General features: G+C 43.4%; 21 protein-coding genes. 15 read left to right on the plus strand and 6 right to left on the minus strand.

Translation table 11 applies throughout. The annotated features are described in order from the left end of the window. A complete protein-coding gene (locus L1D15_RS01985; RefSeq protein WP_239874496.1) occupies positions 1-1,932 on the minus strand; it encodes an ATP-binding protein in 1,932 nt (643 codons plus the stop codon). Between the two features lie 128 nt (positions 1,933-2,060). Here L1D15_RS01985 and L1D15_RS01990 point away from each other — a divergent pair, with 128 nt between their 5' ends. Next, the gene (locus L1D15_RS01990; RefSeq protein ID WP_239835364.1) at positions 2,061-3,029 is read left to right on the plus strand and encodes an ABC transporter substrate binding protein; all 969 of its coding nucleotides are present in this window, start codon (positions 2,061-2,063) and stop codon (positions 3,027-3,029) included. A gap of 56 nt (positions 3,030-3,085) precedes the next feature. On the opposite strand, the gene L1D15_RS01995 is transcribed toward L1D15_RS01990, so the two are convergent. Next, positions 3,086-5,008, minus strand: a complete 1,923-nt coding sequence (locus L1D15_RS01995; protein ID WP_239874497.1) for a DEAD/DEAH box helicase — start codon at positions 5,006-5,008, stop codon at positions 3,086-3,088. Positions 5,009-5,560: 552 nt separating this feature from the next. Between L1D15_RS01995 and rnb the strand changes: the two genes are divergently transcribed. Next, entirely contained in the window at positions 5,561-7,558 is a 1,998-nt protein-coding gene (gene rnb, locus L1D15_RS02000) for an exoribonuclease II (protein WP_239874498.1), read from the plus strand. A 125-nt stretch (positions 7,559-7,683) separates the two neighbouring features. On the opposite strand, the gene L1D15_RS02005 is transcribed toward rnb, so the two are convergent. After that, the gene (locus tag L1D15_RS02005) at positions 7,684-8,283 is read right to left on the minus strand and encodes a hypothetical protein (RefSeq protein ID WP_239874499.1); all 600 of its coding nucleotides are present in this window, start codon (positions 8,281-8,283) and stop codon (positions 7,684-7,686) included. 114 nt (positions 8,284-8,397) lie between these two features. After that, positions 8,398-8,697, minus strand: coding sequence for a YfcZ/YiiS family protein (locus tag L1D15_RS02010; RefSeq protein ID WP_239835360.1), 300 nt, complete (start codon positions 8,695-8,697; stop codon positions 8,398-8,400). A gap of 508 nt (positions 8,698-9,205) precedes the next feature. On the opposite strand from L1D15_RS02010, the gene L1D15_RS02015 reads away from it, so the two are divergent. Further along, a complete protein-coding gene (locus L1D15_RS02015) occupies positions 9,206-9,667 on the plus strand; it encodes a TetR/AcrR family transcriptional regulator (protein ID WP_239835359.1) in 462 nt (153 codons plus the stop codon). A gap of 54 nt (positions 9,668-9,721) precedes the next feature. Here L1D15_RS02015 and L1D15_RS02020 read toward each other — a convergent pair whose 3' ends face one another. Continuing rightward, positions 9,722-11,278 carry a PAS domain-containing methyl-accepting chemotaxis protein gene (locus L1D15_RS02020; protein WP_239874500.1) on the minus strand — a complete coding sequence of 519 codons (1,557 nt, stop codon included), beginning with the start codon at positions 11,276-11,278 and terminating at the stop codon, positions 9,722-9,724. 237 nt (positions 11,279-11,515) lie between these two features. Between L1D15_RS02020 and L1D15_RS02025 the strand changes: the two genes are divergently transcribed. The 10 genes from L1D15_RS02025 to L1D15_RS02070 all read left to right on the plus strand — a co-directional run bounded on the left by L1D15_RS02025 (position 11,516) and on the right by L1D15_RS02070 (position 22,666). After that, on the plus strand, positions 11,516-12,439 hold the full coding sequence (locus L1D15_RS02025) for a protoglobin domain-containing protein (protein WP_239863846.1): 924 nt from the start codon (positions 11,516-11,518) through the stop codon (positions 12,437-12,439). A gap of 15 nt (positions 12,440-12,454) precedes the next feature. Beyond that, a complete protein-coding gene (locus L1D15_RS02030) occupies positions 12,455-12,808 on the plus strand; it encodes an STAS domain-containing protein (protein ID WP_239835356.1) in 354 nt (117 codons plus the stop codon). 3 nt (positions 12,809-12,811) lie between these two features. Beyond that, a complete protein-coding gene (locus L1D15_RS02035) occupies positions 12,812-13,234 on the plus strand; it encodes an ATP-binding protein (protein ID WP_239863848.1) in 423 nt (140 codons plus the stop codon). Further along, a complete protein-coding gene (locus L1D15_RS02040) occupies positions 13,235-13,819 on the plus strand; it encodes a SpoIIE family protein phosphatase (protein WP_239874501.1) in 585 nt (194 codons plus the stop codon). Continuing rightward, complete coding sequence (locus L1D15_RS02045; protein ID WP_239874502.1) at positions 13,812-16,979, plus strand: response regulator; 3,168 nt, start codon at positions 13,812-13,814, stop codon at positions 16,977-16,979. The genes L1D15_RS02040 and L1D15_RS02045 overlap by 8 nt, the downstream gene beginning before the upstream one ends. Then, positions 16,972-18,102 (plus strand): two-component system response regulator, encoded by a 1,131-nt coding sequence (locus L1D15_RS02050; protein ID WP_239874503.1) that lies wholly within the window; start codon positions 16,972-16,974, stop codon positions 18,100-18,102. The genes L1D15_RS02045 and L1D15_RS02050 overlap by 8 nt, the downstream gene beginning before the upstream one ends. A 177-nt stretch (positions 18,103-18,279) precedes the next feature. Then, positions 18,280-19,284 carry a response regulator gene (locus L1D15_RS02055; protein WP_239874504.1) on the plus strand — a complete coding sequence of 335 codons (1,005 nt, stop codon included), beginning with the start codon at positions 18,280-18,282 and terminating at the stop codon, positions 19,282-19,284. Beyond that, complete coding sequence (locus L1D15_RS02060; RefSeq protein WP_239863853.1) at positions 19,284-19,727, plus strand: PAS domain-containing protein; 444 nt, start codon at positions 19,284-19,286, stop codon at positions 19,725-19,727. Before L1D15_RS02055 ends, L1D15_RS02060 begins: the two co-directional genes overlap by 1 nt. Before the next feature lie 70 nt (positions 19,728-19,797). Then, a complete protein-coding gene (locus tag L1D15_RS02065; protein ID WP_239874505.1) occupies positions 19,798-21,276 on the plus strand; it encodes an NAD(P)H-hydrate dehydratase in 1,479 nt (492 codons plus the stop codon). A 343-nt stretch (positions 21,277-21,619) separates the two neighbouring features. Then, positions 21,620-22,666: a GMP reductase gene (locus L1D15_RS02070; RefSeq protein ID WP_239863856.1), complete on the plus strand. Its 1,047-nt coding sequence runs from the start codon at positions 21,620-21,622 to the stop codon at positions 22,664-22,666. Positions 22,667-23,084: 418 nt separating this feature from the next. Here the strand turns inward: L1D15_RS02070 and L1D15_RS02075 are convergent, their stop codons facing one another. Further along, positions 23,085-23,423, minus strand: coding sequence for a hypothetical protein (locus L1D15_RS02075; protein WP_239874506.1), 339 nt, complete (start codon positions 23,421-23,423; stop codon positions 23,085-23,087). 318 nt (positions 23,424-23,741) lie between these two features. Between L1D15_RS02075 and L1D15_RS02080 the strand changes: the two genes are divergently transcribed. Both L1D15_RS02080 and L1D15_RS02085 read left to right on the plus strand, forming a co-directional pair. Then, positions 23,742-24,212, plus strand: a complete 471-nt coding sequence (locus L1D15_RS02080) for a GNAT family N-acetyltransferase (RefSeq protein WP_239874507.1) — start codon at positions 23,742-23,744, stop codon at positions 24,210-24,212. A 357-nt stretch (positions 24,213-24,569) separates the two neighbouring features. Next, entirely contained in the window at positions 24,570-25,277 is a 708-nt protein-coding gene (locus L1D15_RS02085) for a methyltransferase domain-containing protein (protein WP_239874508.1), read from the plus strand. Positions 25,278-25,534: the final 257 nt, after the last annotated feature.

A 25,534-nucleotide genomic window follows, 5' to 3' on the forward strand; every position in this document is an offset into this window, starting at 1 on the left:
TTATTCGGATTCTGAAGGTAAGTTCATTGGCAAAATGAGCTTGAACATTACACCTTCTCCTGGTTGAGAGCTGAATTCCAGCTCTCCTTTTAATTTTTGTTTGACTAAGTTGAACACCAAGTTTAACCCGAGTCCTGAGCCACCCAGCCCTCGTTTGCTTGTATAGAAAGGTTCAAATATTTTTTGATGGAGTGACTCTTCAACCCCACTGCCGTTATCACGATATTCAAACAAGACCATGTCATCAACTTGATAGAAATGAATTCTGATCGCCGCATTAGGCTGCTGCTCAAAGGCATGATTGATACTGTTCATCACTAAGTTGGAAATAATCTGCGTTAGTACACCGGGTAAGCTATTCATTAAAATGGTGTTATCTCCTGTCAAAAGAGGTTCGACAGGGATCTTGCGAGTTTCAGGGTGTAAGCTGGCTAATAGAGCTTCCAATACTTGCTGTACATTAAATTGAGAACGTGCTTCGGAGACCTGATCTACGGCGGTTTGTTTGAAGTCCTTAACCAGTTTGGCAGCGCGGCTTAAGTTGTGTTCCAACATTTGGCTGCTGTCTGACATCCGTTTCATTAATATTTCAAACTGACTGCTGGTCAAAGTTTGTGCGGCAAACGCGGCGTTGAGTTGACGTGTCGCGTCTCGTATTACTGATGTTGCAGTTACAGCGATGCCGAGTGGCGTATTCACTTCATGTGCGACCCCTGCAACTAACCCACCGAGTGCAGCTAACTTCTCTGATTCAACTAACTTGTTTTGCGCCTCTTGTAACTGCTCCATACTTTGTTTGAGGTCCAAGGTTCTGGAAGCCACCATACGCTCAAGGTTTTGGTTGAGTTCTTCTAGCTCAATCTGGGTTAATTTAAGCTCGGTGATATTGATTGCCGTGCCTCGAAAACCTAAGAAATGACTATTCTCATAGCGGGCTTTGGCTTGGAATAGAAGGTGTCGAGTGATGCTGTGGATCGTGACACTTTCTTCAACTTGAGTGAAGTCATTGCGCTTTGCAATGGCTTTATGGAGTTTTGTCGCTTCTTGCAAATCAGGAATATCAGAGAAGCTAAGTCTATGAACCGTCGTCAGCCCGAGGACTTCTTTCATTGGCTCGGAACAGTAGGTGAGTTGTCCAAGCTCATTGGTTTCCCACAGCCAGTCTGAAGAGACATGAGTAAAATCGGCCAAACGTTCTTGCTCTTCTTTGATGTTGTTGTAGAGAAGGGTGATATTGCTACTGATCTTGTTTGCACCTTCGCCAAGCCAGTCGAGCTCATCGTTTTTCTCGGTTATCCAACGCTTGTGTTTTAAAACTAAAGGTGGGCTAGGATGACGAGGGTTAAAGGCTCTCAAATATTGTGCGATCTGAAAAACTCGACGATTAACACTGGCGTGGAAGATGAACATCATCACTGAGCACACGAGTAAGGTTTTGAAGGCATTTAGAAGCAGTGTAGAAATGAATTGCTGAATAAGGTAGTCATAGATTTCTTGAGCATTTGACTCAACATAAATGGTGCCGATATCCTCGGTATGGCCATCATCAAGATCGTGGTAGGTCAGTAAATAGGTGGCCTTCACCACATTGCCTGTGACTTTTTTTCCTGAGTTGAATGTGTAATTGCCCGAGTTCACTTCAAGGTAGTCAATTTTAGGTAAGTTAACTAATCCATCCAACCTCTCCTGCAGAACCACCAAGTCAAACGACCATAAAGAAGAAGCTAACAAATTCGCATGAACATCCCGTATTTCGACGTGCCTTTGGTCTACATCATCGAACTCTTTGTCATAGTCCCATGACAGCTGAAGCAGTGTAGTAAGCAGTGTTACTACACTGCTTAATGTCACCATGAGTAAAATGATGCGACGACCAATTCGGCTATATAACGGGTTGTTGATACTTTCTTCTACTTTTTTGCTGCGGCTCATAGGGCTCTAAAGTCGTGTTTTTACTTGAGTATAGCTTGCGCTGATTAAGTTTTATAATGACCTATTCACACTAAAGATGGTTTCTGCTTCTAAACTAAAGTGTGAGGTGTCAGTTTCAGGAGGTGCCCATGAGGGTACTTGTTTTGTGTTTATTGTTTTATGCCAGTGTGTCACAAGCGGAAAAAGTCCTGCTGATAGAAAGTTACCATGCGGAATACCCATGGGATGTAAGCTACGTGAAGGGGATTGAAGAGGCCTTAACACAATCTGCGGTGTTGTACCGATTCCAAATGGATACCAAAAGGTTACCTAAGGAGGAGTTTGAAGCTAGAGCGGATCAAGCCCTGTCTTATTATTATAGTTTGCAACCTGATGTAGTGATTCTGGGCGATGATAATGCTCTGAGCTACATGCTCCCTAGATTGTATAAAGAGTCTATTCCTATTGTGTTTTTAGGTGTGAACGCCAATCCTCGTTATCTACTCTATCAGTATCGAGGCAGTGCTAAAGTGACAGGGGTCCTAGAGCTTCCTCTTTATATTAAAACTCTTGGCGACCTGAGCGTAATATATCCGGAGCGGTATTTTAAAGTACGGGTCATGTTTGATTCTGGAATTACTTCCAAGATTGCTGCCAAATACATAGAGCGACAACATGACATGATCAAAGATAACTTAGGTATTGAAACTGAAATTTTACTTCTTTCTACACAGCATGAATGGGAAAACGCCATTAAAAGTGCTGCTGCCGACAATGTATCCATCATCATTATTGGTCTTTACCATACCTTGAAAGATGAGCATGGAGAAAGCGTTCCTTCAGAGCAGATATTACAATGGACCAATGAAAATTCGACGATTCCTTTATTTGCTTTTTGGGACTTTGCTGTCGGTGAGGGGAAAGCAAGTGGCGGTGTTGTGCTTTTTGGAGAAAGCCAAGGTAAGCAAGCAGCAAACTTAGTGAATAAAATATTAGACGGAGAAAGTGCCGATCAAATCCCTATAATCATCGGAGAGCAGGGACGAGCGATTTATTCAGCTACAGAAATGCAGCGTTGGGGGTTAGCTCCTCCTTCACATTGGCAGGCTATCGATTGACAAGATATAAAAATCCCCACGAGCTTGCGCTGGTGGGGATTTTAAAAATCAGCTAATTAAGCTTCGGTGCGACGGTCACGGCTATGACCACGTTCACCACGGTAGTTGCCACGGTGATCGCCACCACGGTTGCGGTCGAAGCGACGTTCACCATCACGACGGCCGCCTTCTCGATTGCCACGACCACCTTCGCGGTTACCACGATAGCCACCTTCACGATTGCCGTCACGGTTACCACGGTAACCACCATCACGACGGCTGCCATCGCGACTTCCACGACCGCCATCACGGCCACCACTACGACGTGGTTCGCGGAAATCATTGAAGTCACACACTACAGCGTCAACTTGCTTCTGACGGATACGCAGTTTGCGTAGCTTACCTGCAGTGTCTGAAGACATAGCTTTTGGTAGCTGAACGTAAGTTTCACCTTGTGCAAGTTTGATTGCACCGATAGACCCTTTCGTCAGGCCAAGTTCGTTTGCAAGCGCACCAACGATATCTTTAACTTGTACGCCTTGCTCACGACCCACTTGAAGTTGGTAAGTATCCCAATCTTGAGTATTGAAGCTACGGCCACCGTCACGGCCATCGCGACCATTTTCACGACGTTCTTTACGGCGTTTCTTGTCACGCTCAATCGCTTCAATCATTGGGTCTTCGCCAATGTAGAATAGCGGGCGCTTACCTTGCTGACGCTTAAGAAGAATCGCAGCCAGTGTTGCTGCATCTAGCTCTAGAGATTCTTGCAGTTTTTCAACTAGCTCAGAGAACTTCTCTAGTGCTTTGTGTTCTTTATCTGCTTCAAGTTCTGCCCCCAGTTTTGCAACGCGAGCTTCTGCAACTTTGTCACGATGTGGAAGTTGGATCTCTTCCATTGATGACTTAGTTACGCGCTCAATAGTGCGAAGCATACGTAGTTGGTTAGTACGAACTAGAAGGATCGCTTTACCTTTACGCCCAGCACGACCTGTACGGCCGATACGGTGGATGTAAGACTCAACATCGAATGGAATGTCGTAGTTGAATACGTGCGTGATACGTGGAACGTCAAGACCACGTGCTACAACGTCAGTTGCAACTAGAATGTCGATAACACCTTGTTTGATGTGATCAACAGTACGTTCGCGTAGAGACTGAGGAATGTCACCATGTAGGGCAGATGCTTTGAAGCCACGTGCACATAGCCAATCCGCTAGACGTTCAGTGTCTTGACGAGTACGTACGAATACGATGGATGCGTCAGTCTCTTCAGTTTCTAGAAGACGAGACATTGCTTCGTCTTTTTCTACGCCTTTAACAACCCAGAACTGTTGCTCTACTTTGTCTACTGTGTGGTTTTTACCCGCAACGTCTACTGTTTCTGGATCACGCAGGAAACGTTCAACAATGCTCTTAAGCATAGGAGGCATAGTCGCAGAGAAAAGTACACGTTGTGCTGATTCAGGCGCGTGCTCCATGATTTCAGTCACGTCATCAACGAAGCCCATGTTTAGCATCTCATCCGCTTCATCAAGAACGAATGTGTGTACTTCGTCTAGGTGTAGACGGTCACGGTTGATAAGGTCTTGAACACGGCCAGGTGTGCCGACAACAATGTGAGCACCGTTTTTAAGGGCACGCATTTGATCGACGATAGACGCACCACCGTAGATCTCAAGTACTTTAAGGCCAGAGATGTTTTTGCCTAGGTTCTTAATTTCAGCTGCAACCTGAATCGCAAGTTCACGCGTTGGTGCAAGCACAATGGCTTGAGGCTTACGTTGTGTCAGGTCTAGCTTGTTAAGAAGAGGGAGAGAGAAAGCTGCTGTTTTACCAGTACCAGTCTGAGCTTTACCTAGTGCGTCTTTACCAGCCAATAGGTGCGGAATGGCCGCTGCCTGAATTGGCGTTGGTGAAACAAAACCCATACCGTCAAGAGCTGAAAGGATAGAGTCGTTAAGCGCTAGATCGCTAAACTGAATTACAGAATCTGTCATTGGGATCCTACTATATTATGTCAACAAAAGGTCCCATGAGCTCTACCAATTCCAATACCAATCCAGTTGAGAGCTGATTCCATTCAGATGCGGAAAAGTCGTAAATCGCATCAAGCCACTAGGGACATAAATTCTCTCGATGCCGCTCACTACTTTGCATTGTGTCACGTGGTCACTTTGCCATAAAAGTAGTCGCATCGATTTGAGGGAGCGAATTATTCCCTAAAAGCATAAAAAAAGCCAGAAAAAATTGAATTACATCACATATTTTTCTCACTATGGACAAAAATGAGTGCTCAGTGAGCGAAAGTTGGGGGCATGTGAAACTATTTGTGTGCAAAGTAGCCATCAAACGTTTCCTTGGTAGAAGCAGCTAGTGATAAAACAGTTCTGCAATATACATTGATCACATTACCTAGTACCATGTGCGGCAACAAGTGGACTCCAAAAAATGAGTGGTCATTGCGAAGTGCTGATGACTCGTTGACTAGGAAGAATATAGCGTCGAATGCGACTGCATTCGGGATATGAACGAATTAGTTAGAAGTTAAAATGTTCCAAGACAATCCTCTACTGGCTCAACTCAAGCAGCAAATCCAAGAAAACCTTCCTAAAAAGGAAGGCACAATCAAGGCGACTGAAAAAGGCTTTGGCTTCCTAGAAGTCGATAGCAAGACAAGCTTCTTTATCCCGCCTCCGTACATGAAAAAATGTATGCATGGTGACAAAGTGAAGGCGATTATTCGTACAGAGAAAGAGCGTGAAGTGGCTGAGCCAGAAGAGCTTTTGGAGCAGGGCATCAATCGTTTTATTGGTCGAGTAAAGTTATTCAAAGGTAAGTTGAACGTTGCTCCTGACCATCCTCAGCTTAAAAAACTATCTTTGAAAGCAAAAGTTCAGAAAGGCTTGAAAAGCGACGACTTTAATGATGGCGATTGGGTTGTCGCTCATTTGACTCGTCACCCTTTAAAAGGGGATAACGGCTTCTTTGTAGAAATTTCACAGAAGATTACTGACGCTGACGACAAGATCGCGCCTTGGTGGGTAACATTAGCTGAAAACGACTTACCAAACACCGAACCGGCCGGTATCGATAATTGGGAAATCAAAGATGACGCAGAGTTAGAGCGTATCGATATGACGCACGTCCCTTTTGTCACTATTGATGGTGAATCAACCAAAGATATGGATGATGCGTTGTACGCTAAGAAAACGGAAACCGGCGATTTTGAGCTGACGATTGCGATCGCTGATCCAACGGCTTATATCACACCGGATAGTGATATGGACAAAGTGGCGCGTGAGCGTGGCTTCACGATTTATTTGCCTGGCCGTAATATTCCTATGCTGCCGCGAGATCTTGCCGATGAGCTATGTTCTCTGATTGAAAACGAACAGCGCCCAGCTTTGTGCTGTACTGTTACGGTGAGTAAAGATGGGGTGATTGGTGATGATGTTAAGTTCTTTGCTGCAAATATCAAATCTCATGCTCGTCTGGTTTACGACCATGTTTCAGATTGGCTTGAAAACGGCCATTGCGATGCCTGGCAACCAAATGATGAGATAGCTGAGGTCGTCCGAGATCTTTACGCGTTTTCTCAAGCTCGAGCAGAATGGCGTGAAACTCATGCCGTTGTATTCCCTGATCGACCAGATTATCGTTTTGAACTGAGTGAAGATAACGATGTGGTTGCAATTCACGCGGATATGCGACGTTCTGCAAACCGCCTTGTTGAAGAGTCGATGATCACTGCTAACATCTGTGCGGGTAAAGTACTAAAAGCGAGCTTTGATTCTGGCGTGTTCAATACCCACGCGGGTTTTAAACCTGAGAAAGTAGCTGACGTTATTACATTGATTAACCCAGAAGGCGACTTACCATTTACGGTAGAAAGTGTTACTACTCTCGAAGGTTTCGCTCAATTACGTCGTTGGTTAGCAAAGCAAGAGACGAGTTACCTTGATAACCGAATTCGTAAGTATCAAGCGTATAGCGAAATTGGTAATCAGCCATTGCCTCATTACGCGATGGGGCTAGAGTTATATGCGACTTGGACATCCCCAATTCGTAAGTATGGCGACATGATTAACCATCGTATGCTTAAAGCACACATTCTGGGTAAAGAGCCGGTTCAAACGGCAGATGAAACCGTGGGTGAAGAGCTAGCTTTACATCGTAAGCATCATAAAATTGCTGAGCGTAGTGTTGGGGATTGGTTGTATGCTCGAACTCTCGCAGAAGAACCAACAAAAGGCACCATCTATAATGGTGAAATTTTTGATGTCTCACGTGCAGGTGTTCGGGTTCGCTTAATTGAGAATGGCGCGGCGGCATTTATTCCGGGCTCTTTAATTTTGGCGAACAAAGAGCGCTTGGAGTGCAATGGTGAGGCTGGCACTGTTTCTATCGATAAAGAAGTGATCTATCGTCTAGGGGATGTGCTTGAGCTAGTGCTGAATGATGTTAATCAAGAAACACGCAGTATTGTGGCAAAACCAACTCAGGTGTTTGAAGATGTGAAAACATCCGAACCTCAAGTTGAGTCCTAGTCCAAGCGAAAGTTGCAGCTGAGCGATGACTTTTAGACTACCGATCCCCAAGCGTTTAGCTTGGGGATTTTTTTCGGGTCAGGGAAGGTGAACTTTAGTCAATGCATAGGGATGAGAGGTTTATGCTACGGCGCGACTGCCCCACCTAAATCTAGAGAGGTTGGCCATTTAGTGATCCGATTCCCACCTAAGAAGATATTGCCTTTCACAGTCATCTTATCTGGGAATTCAGTAATGTTTGACCCTCCAATATAAAGATTACCTTCGACGACTAATCCTTCTGGGAGCTTCTCAAGCGGGGTTCTTATCACGCTCAAGTCACCTTTGACTTTGAAGCGCGGAGGGAGCTTAGTAAGAGGCGTGTCTGTCAGATTGACATAGCCTCCGACTTTAATGCCTGATGGCCAGCGAGTGATTTGTGAGGCAAGTAAATTCGCGTAACCTCTGATGTTCACGCCTTTAGCTATCTTTTTGAGCTGGCTGTTTGAAGCATCCAAGCTACCCTGTATCTCAACGCCTTGGGGAATTTCTTTGATGCTGGTTTTGGCAATGTTGAGATTGCCTTTAATCACTAAGCCTGATGGAAGTGCTTGATAAGGTTTATTGCGAAGGTCAAGATTGCCATAGTTATCAAGGTGATTGAGGATACGATAATGATCTATCGGCTCACCAAGTGTAGGCGCAGACAGTAGAGCGATAAGTGAAGGCAGAAGCCAATGCTTCATAAGACAGTCCAGGCGATAATTTGCCCTAAGTATTAATGAGGAGTCTGGCCTGGGTCAATATTGAGAGAGTAACGGCGCCAAAAAAGCGGACTAGATGTCCGCTTTTTACATATCTTAGCGTGTCAGTGAACGCGTTTTTAACTCAAAAATAAGCTTTTCTGCGCTGACTTCGAACTTGAATCGAGCGGTTAGCTCTTTGGACGTCTCTTCAATTGCTGTGACTTCATACTCTACATTCTCAGAAACTTGTTTTGCTAACTCTATATATTTATTCAGCTCCGCTTCGAGTAGGGCTTTTCCCTCGGAAAAAATCGTGACTTCTGCGACGTCATCCCCTTCTTTGATAATAAAGCCCATCTCACCAGCGCAACCACATGCTTCACATACGTCAGCTTGTTCTAGTTCTGTGCTCATTACGACAATCCTCTTACAAAAATTATGGATATTTTATCGAGTTATTTGATGGTAATCCACAAAAATGAGCAAGAGTCCAGAAGGTATAGATAAACGAAATGTTATCTTATAAATATATTGTGGAAACAGCTGAGAATTGATAAACCTGTCAAATAGTGTGACATTAGTCATGTTGTTGCGAAATATCATGTCATTATCGAGTCAGGATGGTGTGCAGTTAGTTGTAAGCGAGTTCGATTTGTATGATTATCGTGAGCCAAATTATATAAATGAAAGATAATGCCTGTTTCTTTTATAAATTGCACGGATGTGGTGATTTATAAAAAGTATATCTTACACGACATTGTGTACCTATTTAAGACGCCGTTTGTATTATATGGTACGATGGTTTTATTAGGTTCCCTATAGGGATCTGCTGAGACTATAACGGGTGTCTTGTAAGATATCTAATAGGCGACATTATTGACTCGTTTGAGTTAGATGGATTTACAGAGAGAAGAGCCTGAACATGCCAAAGCGTAGTAAAGAAGATACTGAAATCACGATTCAGAAGATTATGGACGCAGTAGTGGATCAACTTTTGCGTCTGGGCTATGACAAGATGTCGTACACAACCCTAAGTCAACAGACAGGTGTATCGCGAACAGGTATCAGTCACCACTTTCCGAAGAAGACAGACTTCACGGCAGCGCTAGACGGTCGAATTTTCAAAATGTTTGTTGAGCATTTGAATTTTGACGGCAGCTTGCAAGAATTCTCAGACAGTTGGGTGAAAGCGTTAGACAACGCAGAGTTTCTAGCGATTTTACGCCTACTATTCCACCATATCGTAACCTCTCAAAGCACACATGAGTTTGCAATGAATGGAATTGAGCGTCTATACAAAACGACAGAAGCACAATACGGCGCAGAGAGCGCTAAAGAATTAGAGTGGCTAATTGGTAAGTCACTGGTTCGCATGGCTAAGTAAACGCGTTGTAGACGACGATAATAAGCCTTCTAAGATTTGAAGGCTTTTTTGTGCCTAGAGCTTCCTGAACTGATTCACCAGTTTCCCTTGTGAATTTAGGTTTTTAACTAACCCTTCACATTCATCTCGCGTATCGCTGGCCAGAATATTTGTGGCTGAGCAGACTTCACTAATTGATTGCACGCTGGCGTTCATGTCTTCTGTTACTCGCGCCATCTCTTCAATCGCCGCCGCGATTTGATTGTTGCGATCTGAAATATCCGTCACTTGCCCAAATAGAGCATCCAGTTTCTCGCCAGATGTGCTAGCGCAATCTACGCAGATATCAGAGAGTTTGCTACCTTCGTCCATGGCTTGTACGGCTTTGTCAGTGCTGGTTTGAATGAGGGTGATAATATTTTGTATTTCTTCTGTAGATTCATGGCTTCGTTGGGCGAGTTTTCGCACTTCATCAGCGACGACTGCGAACCCACGTCCTTGATCCCCGGCTCGTGCTGCCTCTATAGCAGCGTTTAAAGCAAGTAAGTTGGTTTGTTCAGCAACGCCTTGAATGACAACTAATACTTCTCCGATGGTACGACCATGCTCTGCGAGTTGTTGAACCACATCTGCTGCTACGCCAAGTTGTTGTGAAAGCTCGTTCATCGAAGTGACGGTTTGTTCAACAGAGGTTTTCCCTTCACCTAAAGCAGAATTAGCACGCTCGGTTGCTTCCGAAGCACTTTGAGCATTTTGCGCAATTTCATTTGCGGTGGAGTGCATTTCATTGATCGCAGCAGCGACTTGTTCCGTTTCCGCTGTCTGGCCAATCAAGTTGTCTGCTGTTGTTTCACAGTTTTGTGCTGATGACTGAGCGGCGTCTGCAATTTGCTCGTTTGAGTTTTGGATTCGCCCCACTACAGCGTTGAGCTCTGATTGTCTCATTTTTAACGCTAAAGAAATTTCAGAAAGGTCATCAACGTGCCCGTTATAAACCAGCTCCATTAGGGGGTTATCGAACACTTTACGTGCCTCTGCTGAAAGAGCCTCTAATCGTCTGGTAAATAAGAGACCAGTACCGGTTGCTAGGAGGAAAAATAACCAGATTGCTGCAATAGGAGAGGCAGACGCAACTAATGTGGAAATTATAGCAGCAGCAAAAAATGCGGCACAGAGCCTTTGCCATAGACGGGTGCGAGGCATTTTGAGCTGAAAAGGTGTTTGACCTGCTTTGAGTTGAGCGTAAATTTTTTCGGCGTTTTTGACATGTTTACGGTTGGGACTGAGACGAACGGATTGATACTCAACGATTTTGCCATTTTCCTTTATCGGCGATGCAAAAGCATCAACCCAATAGTGATCGCCATTTTTACATCGGTTTTTTACTATCCCCATCCAGGATTTGCCAGACTTTAGAAACTCCCACATATCCTTAAATGCCTCAGGTGGCATGTCAGGATGGCGAACGATGTTGTGTGGTTGCCCAACAAGTTCATCCAAACTATATCCAGCAACATCGCAAAACTCTTTACTGGCATAGCTGATGTGACTACTGGTCTTGGTGACGGACAACAAATTGTATTCAGGAGGATAAGTGACTTCTTTCTGGGTCACAGGTTCGTTTATGCGCATCGAGCAACCTCGTACAAAATAATAGAAATGACTGGGTACTTCTCAAACAGTATAAGTACAAATTTTTAAACGTGAGAGAATTGTCTGGTTTTTATTGATATTAAAGTAATTTACTTTTAAATATTCAACTTATTGCTCACAGTCTTATTTTATTGACTATCCTGATACTAATGAGCTGTGCAGGAAGGAATCAGCTCGACTAAGGCCTTGAATACAATAATCATGGAGGTTATTGGTATGTCTCTTACTTCTTCGACAGGAAACTATAACAGTGCTCAAAGTTTACTAGAGCTTCACGATCTGAATGAGGCTGACTTAGCGCTGATCAGAAAGTTCGGCAGCATGATGGTACCGAAGCTCGATGATTATGTTAGGCACTTTTATGATTGGCTCGACAAGCTACCAGAATATAAACAATTTTTTGGTGATGAAAAGAAACTCGTACGAGTGCAGGACTCCCAAGTGCGTTATTGGACCGTATTCTTTGAAGCGAAAGTCGATGAAGCTTATGTAAAGCAGAGAAGAGATGTTGGAGAGGTACACGCTCGCGTTGGATTGCCCTTACCTACGTACTTTGCTGGCATGAATATCTCAATGGTGATTTTTACTAAGCGAATGTATGACGGCAGTTTATACAGCGATGAATACAGTTCCTTGGTCACTGCATTCACTAAATTACTTCATCTTGATACGACGATTGTCGTGGATACCTACTCGCGCTTAATTAATAAAAGGATCGCTGAGCAAAGCGAAGCTCTGCTAGCGATGTCGACACCGGTTACCATGATCTGGCGCGACATCTTAATGCTTCCCATAGTGGGGATTATAGATTCTAAGCGTGCGCAAGACATCATGACTGCGGTATTGAATAAAATCTCTGAGCATAGAGCTAAGATTTTCATCATGGATATTTCTGGTGTAGCAGTGGTGGATACTGCGGTAGCTAATCACTTCATTAAAATAACCAAAGCAACCAAACTGATGGGCTGTGATTGCTTGGTTTCAGGTGTTTCTCCTTCTATCGCTCAAACCATGGTTCAGTTGGGAATCAATGTAGGCGAAGTTTGTACCAACGCGACTCTTCGTGATGCGCTAGAGAATGCCTTCAAAATGGTTGGGCTCAATGTTGATGCTTTAAAACAGCTCTCTGATGAGTCGTGATAGGCAGGTCAGAAGATGCATAAATCGATTTCCATCAACCGAATGAAGCAAGCGCTTATTGCCAATATCCAAGTGGATTTAAGTAAAGCGGTGTTGGATGAGTTTAGGCAAGAGCTGTTGAATATGGTGATGAACTCAACCTCGATCAAAGGAGTGCTTATTGATCTATCTGGTGTCAAAACATTAGACAGGCAAGACATGGACTCGCTTATGCAGGTTGTTAGTGCCGTCGAAGTCATGGGGCGTATTTGTCTCTTTGTAGGAATTCGTCCGGGCATTGCCATGGCATTAGTCAACATATCTTACCAGACAGAGTCTTTGCGCTGCGTAAGCAGCATAGATGATGGTCTGGCGATAATAGGGAGTTAGTGAATGACGGCGTCGAGCATAGTGGAAGACATAATTGAAACATACGAAATTCGCTCGGAATCCGATGTGATGAGCTCAGTGATCGCCACGTATACCTTAGCTGCACAATTTGGATTCAGCACTCCAGCCGTCAGTGAATTATCAACCGTTGTGTCGGAACTGGGGATGAACATCGTCAAATATGCTGAGTCTGGGGTTATCTCTGTATGGAAGCTAGAAAGGGAAGAAGGGCGAGGAATGAAGGTGGTTGCTCAGGATAGTGGCCCCGGAATAGAAGATGTCGATAAAGCGTTAGAAGAAAATTATTCAACTGGACGCTCGCTTGGTTTGGGGTTACCTGGTGTTCAGAGAATGGTGGATGAGTTTGAAATCGACACCTGTATTGGTCAAGGAACCCAAATTCAGGTAGTGAAATGGAGAGAGTAGATGGGATTTTCATACAGCTCTCGCGCTGTTCCCTACTTTGGTGAGTTAGAAACGGGAGACGGCTTCTTTATCCAGGAGTTCAGCGAGGCTCTTCTCGTCGTGATTATTGATGCCCTTGGGCATGGGAGTAAAGCTGCAAAGCTGGCGCGTGAGATTGAGCACTTTCTCGAAGAGCATGGATGTGAAGACGTGGAGTGGTTGATGACGGAGCTACACCGAGTCTTCCTTGGTTCAATAGGCGCGGCAGTAACGATCGTCTTTTTTGATGCTGCTCATAAGTCTGCCAATGGTATTGGGATTGGAAATACGCTTGTACGTCAGCTTGCCAGCGAGAAAAGGTCCTTTCCTGCACAGCCTGGCATTGTTGGTGAAATGTTGCCTACTCTGCGTCCGTTTCAGTTTACTTTTGCTGATGGGGATGTATTTATGTTCACCACTGATGGCATTAAAGAAAATATCAACGGTGATTTACTGCCTAATGCGAATTACGAAACTGTCGAATCACTTTCTTCCAAGTTTATTGAATCTTTTAGCAAACCTTATGACGATGCGACCGCTATCGCAGTGAGGTATACCGATGGATAGGCCGCATGTATACCGCTTAACGAACGATGATGAATCTCGAATTGTGCTGCGCAGAAAACTCATTGCTGTGCTTGATTTGATGGGTTATGAAAGGCATTACAGAGATCAAGTTATTTTCCTATGTGGCGAGATACTTTTCCAGTTATTCGCAGCCTTACCCTCTATACAACTTAAAGTTAGGGTTCATGACAACGGCATTCAAACGTTGTGGTGCTCAACGGACGGTGAAAGCTTACCTAATGTCTCTATTCCTCTTTTGACGCTTACACAGACCAGTCATGAGTTGGCTTGGACGCTCAATGCGAATAAGCCACTTACCCCATCAGATTTTGCTGAAATCAAAAACGTGCTGTCTGAAAAAACACGTGATGATCTCATGCACGAACTCCAAGTTAAAAATCGAGAGCTGGCGACTCATCAAGAGGGATTGGAAGCAGAAATTGAACGGCGAACTAGAGACTTGCAGGCGAGTGAAGCATTGTCTCGAACGATTATTGAAGGAGCGCCGTCCAGTGTCGTCATCGTCGATAAGCACAAAAATATTGTTCTGTGGAATAAAACCGCTATCGAGACCTATGGCTATAGCGTGGAAGAAGCTGATGGAAAAAACCTATTTGATTTATTAAATGCAGAACTGCCAGAGGATTTAATAGAGCTGATTTCAAGAGAGATAAGTCTTGATGATCAGGACAAGGTGAGTGGCTCGTTTTTTGAAGTACAGACCTATACTCGCGATGGAAAACTAATTCCCGTTGATCTCGGAATGACGATATTTTTGTTCGATGACGAATACCGTATAGCAATGTTTCTTCGCGATGTGACGTCGAGAAAGCAAGTAGAAAATGAGCTAAATGAAGCGAGAGCAAAGGCTGAAGAAGCCGTTGAAATCAAATCCATGTTTTTGGCTAATATGAGCCATGAAATTCGAACACCGATGAACGCCATTATTGGCATGTCTCATCTTGCTTTGAAAACAGACTTAACCCCTAAACAACATGACTACATCTCCAAAATACACAATTCAGCTTCGCTTTTATTAGGCATCATTAATGACATATTGGATTTCAGTAAAATTGAAGCGGGTAAGTTATCTATAGAGGAAATTGAGTTTTATCTCGACGATGTTCTGCATAACGTTTCTATGGTGACTGGTCAGAAAGCGTTCGAAAAAGGTTTAGAACTGCTCTTCGATATTCCTAGAGGCGTTCCTAAGATGCTTTATGGTGATCCACTTCGGCTTGGGCAAATCATTATCAACCTAGTTAACAATGCGGTGAAATTTACCGAACAAGGGGAAATTTCTGTTGCTGTTAAAGTGCTCAGAACCCTAGACGACAAGATTGATCTGGGATTTGTAGTAAAAGATACGGGGATTGGGATGAGTGATGAGCAGTCTAGCAAGCTCTTTAATGCTTTCACTCAAGCTGATGGCAGCACGACGAGAAAATATGGTGGTACGGGTTTAGGTCTATCTATTTGTAGGCGATTAGTCGAATTAATGGGGGGAAGGATTTCCGTTGAAAGTGAACTGAATGTGGGGAGTAGCTTTCATTTTAATATTTTGGTCGGTGCGTCGACTGAGGGGGCATATACGCCTGTCGTTGTGCCGGATTTGCTCAATCATGTCAATGCGTTAGTTGTAGATGACAATGAGCACGCGCTTATGATTATGGAAGACTTGCTCGATATGTTCCTTTGTAAGCCTAAGTTTGTCAGTAGTGGTGAACAGGCCTTGGATGAATTGAAACGTGCTTCAGCCTCTGGGAAGCCCTACGATTTAGTCTTTATGGACTGGAAGATGCCGACAATGAGCGGCATTGAAGCTAGCCAGCATATTAGGCAGCAGATCAGTGCTGCGCACCAGCCCAAGATAGTTATCGTCACGGCCTACGATAAAGATGATATCTCTGATGAGGTGTCAGCATTGGACATTGCAGGTTTCCTCTCTAAGCCTGTGGGACAGTCGTATCTATTTGATCTCATCATGGATCTCTTTGGTCCTCAAAGTGGTAACGAAAGGCCAGCCAGTCCTTCTCGTCGGCATTATAAGGACAAAGACCTTGAAGGCTTGTCCGTTCTTTTAGTGGAAGATAATGAGATCAATCAACAGATTGCAGTTGAACTGATGGAAGAAAAAGGCATCGTGGTTACGGTCGCAAACAACGGTGCTGAAGCGTTGGAGTGTTTGGAACAAAGAATAGGCACGCCCGATATGTTTGAGATAATCTTCATGGATCTTCAGATGCCCGTGATGGATGGCTATGAAGCGAGTAAGCGTATACGCAGTGATGCTCGCTATGACACGGTTCCACTGATTGCAATGACAGCCCATGCTATGGTTGAAGAGCGTGAACGTTGCATGAAAATTGGAATGAACGATCATGTCTCTAAGCCGATTGACCCTGAGCACCTATTCGCGACGATAAAACGTTGTTGTCCGCAAGGGGGGCAGGAAAAAACACAAGCGCGTCACAGTCACTCATTTCCTAGTCCGGTCGATAAAGCCGTTGAAGAAAATCAATCGACAGCATCACTACTTGAGGCAATTGAAGCCCTAGATACCCACAATGGTTTACTTAGAGTAGCCAGTAATGAAGCCCTTTATCACCGTCTTCTATCTCAACTTGTGGACAAAGAACACGACTTTGTAAAACGACTCGATGTTGCTTTGGATAAAGGGGACTTCGACTATGCAAAACTGAGCACCCACACCTTAAAAGGTTCATCAGCTAACCTTGGTGCTATTCGGTTATCTGATACGGCGGCCCGTCTTGAACAAGAGTTGGAAGGCGAGGAGTTATCTGAGCGGCTGGTGCAACTTAGAAATGAAATGTCAGATTATCTCGCGGTCTTTGTTCATGACGTATGCCAGGCACTACATCGACCACAACCCTCTGATTCAAAGGGAGATTTAGACGATGAAAGCGTGAAAATTATACACCATCTGGATGTGCTTCTTCAGGAGTTAGATGCGCAAGCACTCGATTACCTTGACGAGCATTATTTGTACCTCAATACTTTACTTGGGTCGGAAGAATTCGACACTTGCTGTAAGTGTATCAACGATTGTGATTTTTTGTCTGCAAGTGTTGCCCTAAGAAAAGCAGCCAGCATTTATCCCTTAGATGTGGATAAAGTGTTTGGGGGAAACCATGGATGACCATTTAACCAGCGTCTTAGTTGTCGATGATAATGCTGAGAACAGAGTGTTACTTAGCGGCTTACTGAAACCACACCATCGCGTTCTCGTAGCAACGGGTGGGATGCAAGCAATAAATATCTGCAAGCAAAGAAAACCAGATATTGTTCTTTTGGATATCATGATGCCAGAAATGGATGGCTATGAAGTATGTACACGTTTAGCGGCGGATCCGGATACTTGCGATATTCCCGTTATTTTTCTCACTGCGAAGTCACAAATTGAAGATGAACAGAGAGGCTTTGCCGCGGGTGCGGTGGATTACATACTCAAGCCCATCAGCCCACCAATACTAATTTCTCGGATTAATACTCACCTAAGATTGCGTGGTGCCATGGATGAGTTAGCTGAGCAAAATGAAGAGTTGGAGAGAAGAGTTAAAAAACGCACGAGAGAACTGGAAATGTTGCAAGACGCGACCATAGGTGCGATGGCCTCTCTTGCTGAAACTCGTGATAATGAAACGGGTAACCACATTCGACGTACACAGCATTACGTCAAAGCCTTAGCTGAAGAACTGGTACGTGAAGGTCATTATCTGGAGGACCTTACCCCAGAAGCGATTGAGTTACTTTACAAATCGGCGCCTTTGCATGATATCGGTAAAGTTGGCATACCTGACAGTGTGTTACTCAAGCCAGCTCGACTAACCGATGATGAGTTTGATGTCATGAAGTATCACACAACTCTTGGGCGAGCAGTGTTAATGACAGTAGAAGAGTCGATAGACTTCAAATGCGATTTTTTAACTGTTGCTAAAGAAATTGCATATAGTCATCAAGAAAAGTGGGATGGAAGTGGCTATCCAGAGGGACTGGCCGGATTAGACATTCCTCTCAGCGCAAGACTGATGGCATTAGCTGATGTATATGATGCATTAATTTCCGAGCGAGTCTACAAACCAGCATTTCCTCACGAAAAGGCTTTGGACATTATATCTGAAGGCTCAGGCAGCCACTTCGAGCCTTTAATCGTGGACGCGTTTTTGAACATTGAAAACACTTTTAAAGAAATTGCATCCACCTATCAAGATGAAGGGTTTGATGAAAGCACGTTTCAGTTAAAAGCGAGCGGTGAAGAATAACGGTTCGTGGTAAGTTGCTCTTTACTGCCTAGCTTGGCTTGTATCATTTGGCAACATCACACTGTCTGATCGGAGTTCTCATATCAGATGTGTTTTATCTCGTTGGATTCGTGTCTGATGAGTTAACTATCTGTTACACTTAAACTATTAGTAACAAGAATAGCAGTAGGTATATGCATGGCTTTTCCTGTCCTTATCTGTGACGACTCTGCGTTAGCCCGAAAGCAAATGGCGCGCTCATTACCTGCTTCTTTGAATGCAGAGATTACTTTTGCCGTCCATGGTCTGGATGCACTAGAACAACTAGAACAGAACGACTTTAAATTGATGTTTCTCGACTTAACCATGCCTGAGCTTGATGGCTTTGGTACGTTAGAAGAGATAGGCAATCGTGACATCAACATACAAGTTGTGGTGGTTTCCGGCGATATTCAGCCTAAAGCGAAAGAGCGGGTCATGGCTCTTGGGGCCAAAGCTTTTATACAAAAACCGATCGATAAAGACGCGTTAAACGCTGTATTAAAAGAGTTAGTTGAAAAGCCCACTCAGCCACAAATAGTCACGCCTGTGTCTGTTGATTTACCCGTTTTACGTCGACGCGATATTTATATGGAAGTGGCCAACGTCTCTATCGGTAGAGCGGCTGATGCCCTTGCTCGGCACTTTGATGTCTTCGTACACCTTCCTCTTCCTAATGTTAATATCTTCGAAGTTAGTGAATTGCATATGGCGCTGCGTGATTTGGCTGAGAACGATCAGGTGTCGGGAGTTTGCCAAGGCTTCAGTGGAGAAGGCATTGCCGGAGAAGCATTGGTCTTGCTCAGTGATTCCAGTGTTTGTGATTTAAAAAAATTAATGAAAGTCCCGGCTGATAGCGAAGAGCTGGAAGAGTTAGAGCTGTTGATGGATGTGTCAAATATTCTCGTCGGTTCTTTCTTGAATGGATTAGGTAAGCAGGCAGAGGTTCGTTTTTTCCAAAGTTCACCAGTATTGCTCGGTCAACATATTTCGATCGATTCAGTTATCCAATCGACAACGGGATCGTTTAAGAAAACCATGACGTTTGAGGTGAGTTACAACATCGATGGGACCTCCATCCGCTGTGATCTATTGTTTATGTTTGTTGATGAGTCTCTTCCATTGCTCGACAACAAGTTATCTTACTTGATGGAGGACTTTTGATGCTTAACCTTCCTGCCGAATTTGAGCAATTCCACTGGATGGTGGATATGGTGCAAAATGTCGATCTCGGGCTGATTGTGGTTGATCGTGAGTATAAAGTTCAAGTTTGGAATGGTTTTATGACTCACCATAGTGGAGTTCAGGCCCATGATGCGATAGATAAGTCATTGTTTGAACTGTTTTCTGAGATACCTGAAGACTGGTTTAAATTAAAGAGCAAACCTGTTTATGATTTAGGATGTCGGAGCTTCATTACATGGCAACAGCGTCCGTACTTATTCAAATGTCGAAACGTAAGACCTGTGACACAGCAAGCGGATTTTATGTACCAAAACATCACACTCAACCCGATGAGAACGCCGACAGGTGACATTCGCTCAATGTTCCTATCCATTCAAGATGCAACGGCTGAGGCTTTGGTTTCGCTGAATCAAGTTAAGTAGAGTGAATTTAGCCTAATGTATGTATAAAGCCAGAATCTGTCTGGCTTTATTTTTATCTTAAGGAGTCACCATGTCATCCCCCATTCCTCTTTATCGTGCAGAGCAGGTGAAAGCAGGTGAAGTGGTTGCCGCGAAAAGCCAATCAGTAACTTTATATCAACTAATGATTCGCGCTGGTCGTGCCGTTTTCGAATTGGTCCAAGAACAATACCCCACATGCCAAAGTATTCTGGTTGTGTGTGGAGGAGGAAACAATGGGGGAGACGGTTATGTGGTGGGTAGATTGGCGATTGAAGCTGGGTGGCGAGTGACGGTCTGGCAAAGTGTCGAGCAAAGCAAACTCAAAGGTGATGCTCTACAGGCATACCAAGACTTTAGTGCAGTTGGCGGGTGTGTTGAGGTGCCGGACCTAGATTCAAAGCTTAACTATGACTGCATTGTGGATGCTTTGCTTGGCACGGGCCTCTCTGGCTCTGTTAGAGCTCACCTTCTTTTGGTTATTAATAAACTCAATCAGAGCGATATCCCCATTGTCTCAGTGGATGTTCCTTCTGGCCTTTCCAGCAATACAGGGCAAGTGCTAGGAAACTGTCTTAAGGCCGATCATACGGTATCTTTTGTCGGGCTAAAGCAGGGGTTGTTTACAGGGCAAGCTCGGGATTATACGGGAATTGTGCATTTTCGAGGACTAGGAGTGGAAGGTGCATTTGAACAACAGAATGCTCCGTCTGCGCAGCTGCTTAATAGAGTAGAAGATTATGCACCAATGCTTTCTCGATCAAGAAGTGCGCACAAAGGTTTGCATGGCAAAGTGACGCTTGTGGGAGGCAATCAAGGAATGGGAGGAGCGGCGGTACTTTCTGCATTGGCATGTCAACGGGTCGGGGCAGGTTTAACTGCATTACTTACCCATCCGGATCATACACTACCTGCTTTAGTGTCATGTCCAGAGGTCATGGCATCATCATGGCTGGATAACAAGGTTAATGCGTTGAGGTTGAACCAGTGGTGTGACTGTTTTGCCATTGGCCCTGGTCTAGGTACGGATGTATCTGCAAAGAAGATGTATAAAGCCGTTGTTGATACCACATTGAATAAAGTGTTTGATGCAGATGCTCTTAACTTGCTTGTAGAAAAAGCAAATTATGACCCTAATCGAATCCTGACCCCCCATCCTGGTGAAGCCTCTCGGCTTTTAGGGTGCTCAGTTCAAGCTATAGAAAGTGATAGATTCAATGCAGTACGCAAGCTGCACAAGAAATATGGTGGTGTCATCGTTTTAAAGGGGGCAGGAACGCTCATTTGTGATGGACAAAAAACCTATATTTGCAATGCAGGCAATCCGGGAATGGCAACTGGAGGAATGGGGGATGTTCTTACTGGTGTGATTCTTGGTCTGTTAGCACAGGGAGAAAGTTTGATCAGTGCGGCAGTAAAAGGTGTGATGATACATAGCCAAGCTGCTGACAGAGAAGCTGAAATCAACGGTGAACGAGGCCTTTGTGCGAGCGATTTACTGCCTCATATTCGTCATTTGGTGAACACATAAACCCAATACAACCTTTTTCACCAAAAATAATGAAGTGAACGATTTCGGAAAACGATTGCGGGATGCGTGATGAATTTTTATCAGTAGACTCTAAGTCTTTGTTTATTTGAGTTTCTTTTGGAGAAAGGGATGGTGTGGGGGAATCGAATTTGCAAGATGACAAAATGGTATCACAAAAAAAATGCAAATATCAGTCTTGCGGGAAATAAATCCCAGCCTATAATGCTGAAAACCGGAGCGTCTGCCAACGCTCCGGTTTTTTTGTGTCCGAAACTCAGTAAAACGTCTGCCAACGTTTACCGAAAACGCACGACACGTAAATTTGCTTACAGGAAAATTTATCATGCGTATCGAACAAGAACTTAAGTTAGGCTTTAAAGATGTACTGTTCCGCCCGAAGCGTTCCACACTAAAAAGTCGTTCTCAAGTTGAATTAACCCGCGATTTTACATTCAAGCATAGTGGTCGTCAATGGTCTGGCACACCGGTAATTGCGGCAAACATGGACTCAGTGGGTAGCTTCGCGATGGCAGAAGCTCTAGCTGAACATGGTGTGATGACTGCAATTCATAAACACTACACTGTTGAGCAGTGGGCTGATTTCGTAGAATCAGCCGATCAGAGCACATTGAACAATGTATTTGTCTCAACTGGTACTTCTGAGGCTGACTTTCAAAAGACTCAAGACATCATGGCGTTAAGTGATGAGCTTATCTTCATTTGTATTGATATTGCTAACGGCTATTCAGAGCACTTAGTCGAGTACGTAGAAAAAGTGCGTGCAGCCTTTCCTGATAAAGTGATCTCCGCAGGTAACGTTGTGACTGGCGATATGTGTGAAGAACTTATCCTCGCAGGCGCGGATATAGTGAAAGTGGGTATTGGTCCAGGCTCTGTATGTACCACTCGCGTTAAGACAGGTGTGGGGTATCCTCAGCTTTCAGCCATCATCGAATGTGGTGATGCTGCGCATGGCCTAGGCGGCATGATCATCGGTGACGGTGGTTGTTCATGCGCAGGTGATGTAGCAAAAGCCTTCGGCGGCGGCGCTGATTTCGTTATGCTAGGTGGTATGCTTGCCGGCCACGAAGAGTCAGGCGGTGAACTTATTGAGAAAGACGGTGAGACTTTTATGAAGTTCTATGGCATGTCTTCTCAGTCTGCTATGGACAAGCATTCAGGCGGTGTTGCAAAGTACCGCGCAGCTGAAGGAAAAACCGTACTATTGCCATTCCGTGGCAGTGTTCACGGCACTATCTCAGACATCCTTGGTGGCGTGCGTTCTACGTGTACATACGTAGGCGCAGCAAAGCTTAAAGAGCTAACTAAGCGTACGACTTTCATCCGAGTTCAAGAGCAAGAGAACAACGTTTTCGGTAAAGAGAAGTAATCCTGCACTTCTGAAAACTCGAAATATTAAGAGCCGCATTTTGCGGCTCTTTTTTGCCTGAAAATTGTTAAGTGGCGATAACTATAAAGAGTAATATCTATATATGTTCACTCAGTTTCTCCGGCTCTGTCTATCTACTTACACTGTTTATTACGCTACCTAATCAAAAACAATTTGAATGGTATTAGGTTGCACATAAGGCTAAAAGATGGGAAGAACTTCACAAAGGTCTAATTGGAGTAGGTGAAAATAAGCGGTGGCTTTAATCCAGCTCCTCGAGATCGTCGAAAGTAGTTTGAAAATTAAACAAGATAAAGGAAGGCATCAGACAAGTAATCCCTTCTAAAGTAAACGCCAAGCTTAAGCTTGGCGTAGTGAATGTGGACTTTAGAAGATTAAACTTTAGGTGTGGTTCAAGTTATTCTCTTGCACTAAGATATCTTGCTTCGCATAATCCGCTGTTTTGTGTGACACCTATCCGAACGGGTTTCTGTGTAGAATAGGCAGTTAATGCTGTGGAGAGCATAGCTTTGGGACTAGGCTTGTTATTTGAGCTGAGCCACACAATGTCATGTCCACATTTCCATTCTGAAGATGCCGGATTTGGATTGGTATGGTCTTTGAGACCAATCCACACACTTTCGTTTTCCATAGCCGTTACCCTGTATACAGTAGCGGTCCAGTGAACCTCACCCTCAGATGCAACAGAAGGGATAGTGAATAGAGTTGTGGCTAATAGAGCTAATAGTTTTTTCATTAATTTTTCTCAGCTTAGTCTTTATTTGAGAAGGATATTAATGCATTACAGATTTAAATGTTAGGGTGATTTTTAATAGACTGGGTTAATGGAGGTACTTTGAGTAGGGAAGGTATGTGTTGGCTGTTGAGTTGTTTGGCTGGTTTTATCTGCCAGTTTCAAGCCTTTGGCTTTTTTAATTAGGCAGGGTAATAACTTACGTCTTACTTATCAAAGTTCATTGGTAGGCGGGTCACAGAATGAAAATCCAAAGTGGCCCACAGTAGATGAACATTAGCTCTTTTGTAATTATGCAGGTGCAGAATTATTGGAGGAGCTATGGATCTATTAGTTAAGTTGTATGATATGCCCCAGTTAGAACGAACTTGCCCAAGTGATGTACTGATTCGACCTGCTATGGTGCCGGAGAGGCATATAGTTGTCGATTTTGTTCGAAAACACTTTAGTGAATATTGGGTAAGTGAAGTCGAGTTTGCCTTATCACAACATCCTGTTCGTTGTTTAGTTGCCATTCAAAACGAAAATGTAGTGGGTTTTGCTTGTTACGACACCACTTTTAAAGGTTTTTTTGGCCCCACTGGCGTGAGTGAGGCGATGAGAGGTCGAGGCATTGGAGAGTTGCTTCTGCATAAAGCTCTCAATTGCATGAAGGATCAAGGCCATTGCTATGCATTTGTAGGAAAGGCTGGCCCAAAAGAATTTTATGAGCGCTCTGTTAATGCTATCGAAATTGAAGGTTCCGTTCCTGGTGCTTACAAAGGCATATTACGAAGAGAAAATCAAAATTAAGTGATATATTATCTAAGTGTGAGAGGGTGTGGTTTTATTGTTTTTGTAAATTATGATGAATAATATAATTGAACTATAGTTATTAAAATATGAAACACTAACTGGTTAGGGCCGTTATTAGCGGCTCTTTTTATATATTGAAATTAATTTTTATATAACGGTTCTTTAATAAGAATTTTTTGTCAATTTATTACTGCAATTAAACTCATCTTCTATACAGAACAATCTAAAATTATGTTTATTTAAATGTTTTTCTAAAATGAATAAAAATAAGAATAATCTTATTTTAATCGTTTTCATGTTGGCTATTATCTTAAAGCTAGATTTTATGATGTTTCATATTGATAAGTGAGAATAATGAAAGAAAAAGAGCATATAGATGAAATTTTGAGTAAACACTCAGAGTTTGAATGCCAGAATCTATCTAGTAGCGTATCAAGTGAAGAGTTTATCAATACTCAAGCCTTATTTTTTGATAAAGAGTCTCACTGGTACGCATCAGAAGAATCTAGACCGGGGTTTACGGAACTAAGGCTGCAAGATATTGCTTTTAGCCCTCAAAAGTACTTGGAAGAAAAACACACTGAGGCTCTTAATATCTTAGATGTCGGGACAGGTTCAGGAGTGCTGATTAAATATATAGAAGATGCATTCCAAAATATCTGTCTGCATGCTTTGGACTTGTCCTACAATCAACTGAGAATCGTTCAGTCTCAATACCCACATGTCTATACTCATCAGGGAGATATATCTAGCTTTGTTAATCCAGTAGCATTTGATGTGATATATTGTAATGCTTGCTTTGGAAACTTTTTAAACCAAACGGCTGCGTTAAAGAACATGTCAAACATGTTGAGTAATCATGGCATTATTGTAATCAGTCATCCTCTTGGGTCCGACTTTGTTGAACACCTTCATCTGAGTAATAAGTTCATTGTGCCGAACACTTTACCCACTAGCATAACAGAAATTCAAGAGTTAATTTCAGACACCAAACTAATAGTATCTGACCTGATAGATACTAAAGATCTTTACATATGTGTTTTAAAAAAGACGGTTTGTTGAGAGTAATGCTATTAATTTATCCACAGTTGGCAGTTAATAAAGATAGCCCTTTGTGATTAAAAACATGAGGTGGTCACTACAATAGAAAGTGACACTTAAAACCAATATTTGATCAGCACTTCTTAATTATGACAAGTATGCAGTTGTAATCTTTTGTTAAGTACACTGACACTCACAGGGAAGGATAAACAACCTACTTGATTTTAAAGAAATTTCTTTGTCCTTGTTCAACTTAGATACTATTATTTCTTTAGTAA

The organism is Vibrio sp. Isolate25 (assembly GCF_022398025.1).
GTDB classification, from domain to species: Bacteria; Pseudomonadota; Gammaproteobacteria; order Enterobacterales; family Vibrionaceae; genus Vibrio; species Vibrio coralliilyticus_A.

Bases quoted from the DNA above. Each gene is read 5' to 3' on its own strand.
- L1D15_RS02025 (WP_239863846.1), top strand. From the start codon at position 11,516: ATGTCTCTTACTTCTTCGACAGGAAACTATAACAGTGCTCAAAGTTTA.
- L1D15_RS02005 (WP_239874499.1), bottom strand. From the start codon at position 8,283: ATGAAGCATTGGCTTCTGCCTTCACTTATCGCTCTACTGTCTGCGCCT.
- L1D15_RS02070 (WP_239863856.1), top strand. From the start codon at position 21,620: ATGCGTATCGAACAAGAACTTAAGTTAGGCTTTAAAGATGTACTGTTC.
- L1D15_RS02080 (WP_239874507.1), top strand. From the start codon at position 23,742: ATGGATCTATTAGTTAAGTTGTATGATATGCCCCAGTTAGAACGAACT.
- L1D15_RS02060 (WP_239863853.1), top strand. From the start codon at position 19,284: ATGCTTAACCTTCCTGCCGAATTTGAGCAATTCCACTGGATGGTGGAT.
- L1D15_RS02015 (WP_239835359.1), top strand. From the start codon at position 9,206: ATGCCAAAGCGTAGTAAAGAAGATACTGAAATCACGATTCAGAAGATT.
- L1D15_RS02065 (WP_239874505.1), top strand. From the start codon at position 19,798: ATGTCATCCCCCATTCCTCTTTATCGTGCAGAGCAGGTGAAAGCAGGT.
- L1D15_RS02035 (WP_239863848.1), top strand. From the start codon at position 12,812: ATGACGGCGTCGAGCATAGTGGAAGACATAATTGAAACATACGAAATT.
- L1D15_RS02050 (WP_239874503.1), top strand. From the start codon at position 16,972: ATGGATGACCATTTAACCAGCGTCTTAGTTGTCGATGATAATGCTGAG.
- L1D15_RS01985 (WP_239874496.1), bottom strand. From the start codon at position 1,932: ATGAGCCGCAGCAAAAAAGTAGAAGAAAGTATCAACAACCCGTTATAT.
- L1D15_RS02045 (WP_239874502.1), top strand. From the start codon at position 13,812: ATGGATAGGCCGCATGTATACCGCTTAACGAACGATGATGAATCTCGA.
- L1D15_RS02055 (WP_239874504.1), top strand. From the start codon at position 18,280: ATGGCTTTTCCTGTCCTTATCTGTGACGACTCTGCGTTAGCCCGAAAG.
- L1D15_RS01990 (WP_239835364.1), top strand. From the start codon at position 2,061: ATGAGGGTACTTGTTTTGTGTTTATTGTTTTATGCCAGTGTGTCACAA.
- L1D15_RS02030 (WP_239835356.1), top strand. From the start codon at position 12,455: ATGCATAAATCGATTTCCATCAACCGAATGAAGCAAGCGCTTATTGCC.
- L1D15_RS02040 (WP_239874501.1), top strand. From the start codon at position 13,235: ATGGGATTTTCATACAGCTCTCGCGCTGTTCCCTACTTTGGTGAGTTA.
- L1D15_RS01995 (WP_239874497.1), bottom strand. From the start codon at position 5,008: ATGACAGATTCTGTAATTCAGTTTAGCGATCTAGCGCTTAACGACTCT.
- L1D15_RS02075 (WP_239874506.1), bottom strand. From the start codon at position 23,423: ATGAAAAAACTATTAGCTCTATTAGCCACAACTCTATTCACTATCCCT.
- rnb (WP_239874498.1), top strand. From the start codon at position 5,561: ATGTTCCAAGACAATCCTCTACTGGCTCAACTCAAGCAGCAAATCCAA.
- L1D15_RS02010 (WP_239835360.1), bottom strand. From the start codon at position 8,697: ATGAGCACAGAACTAGAACAAGCTGACGTATGTGAAGCATGTGGTTGC.
- L1D15_RS02020 (WP_239874500.1), bottom strand. From the start codon at position 11,278: ATGCGCATAAACGAACCTGTGACCCAGAAAGAAGTCACTTATCCTCCT.
- L1D15_RS02085 (WP_239874508.1), top strand. From the start codon at position 24,570: ATGAAAGAAAAAGAGCATATAGATGAAATTTTGAGTAAACACTCAGAG.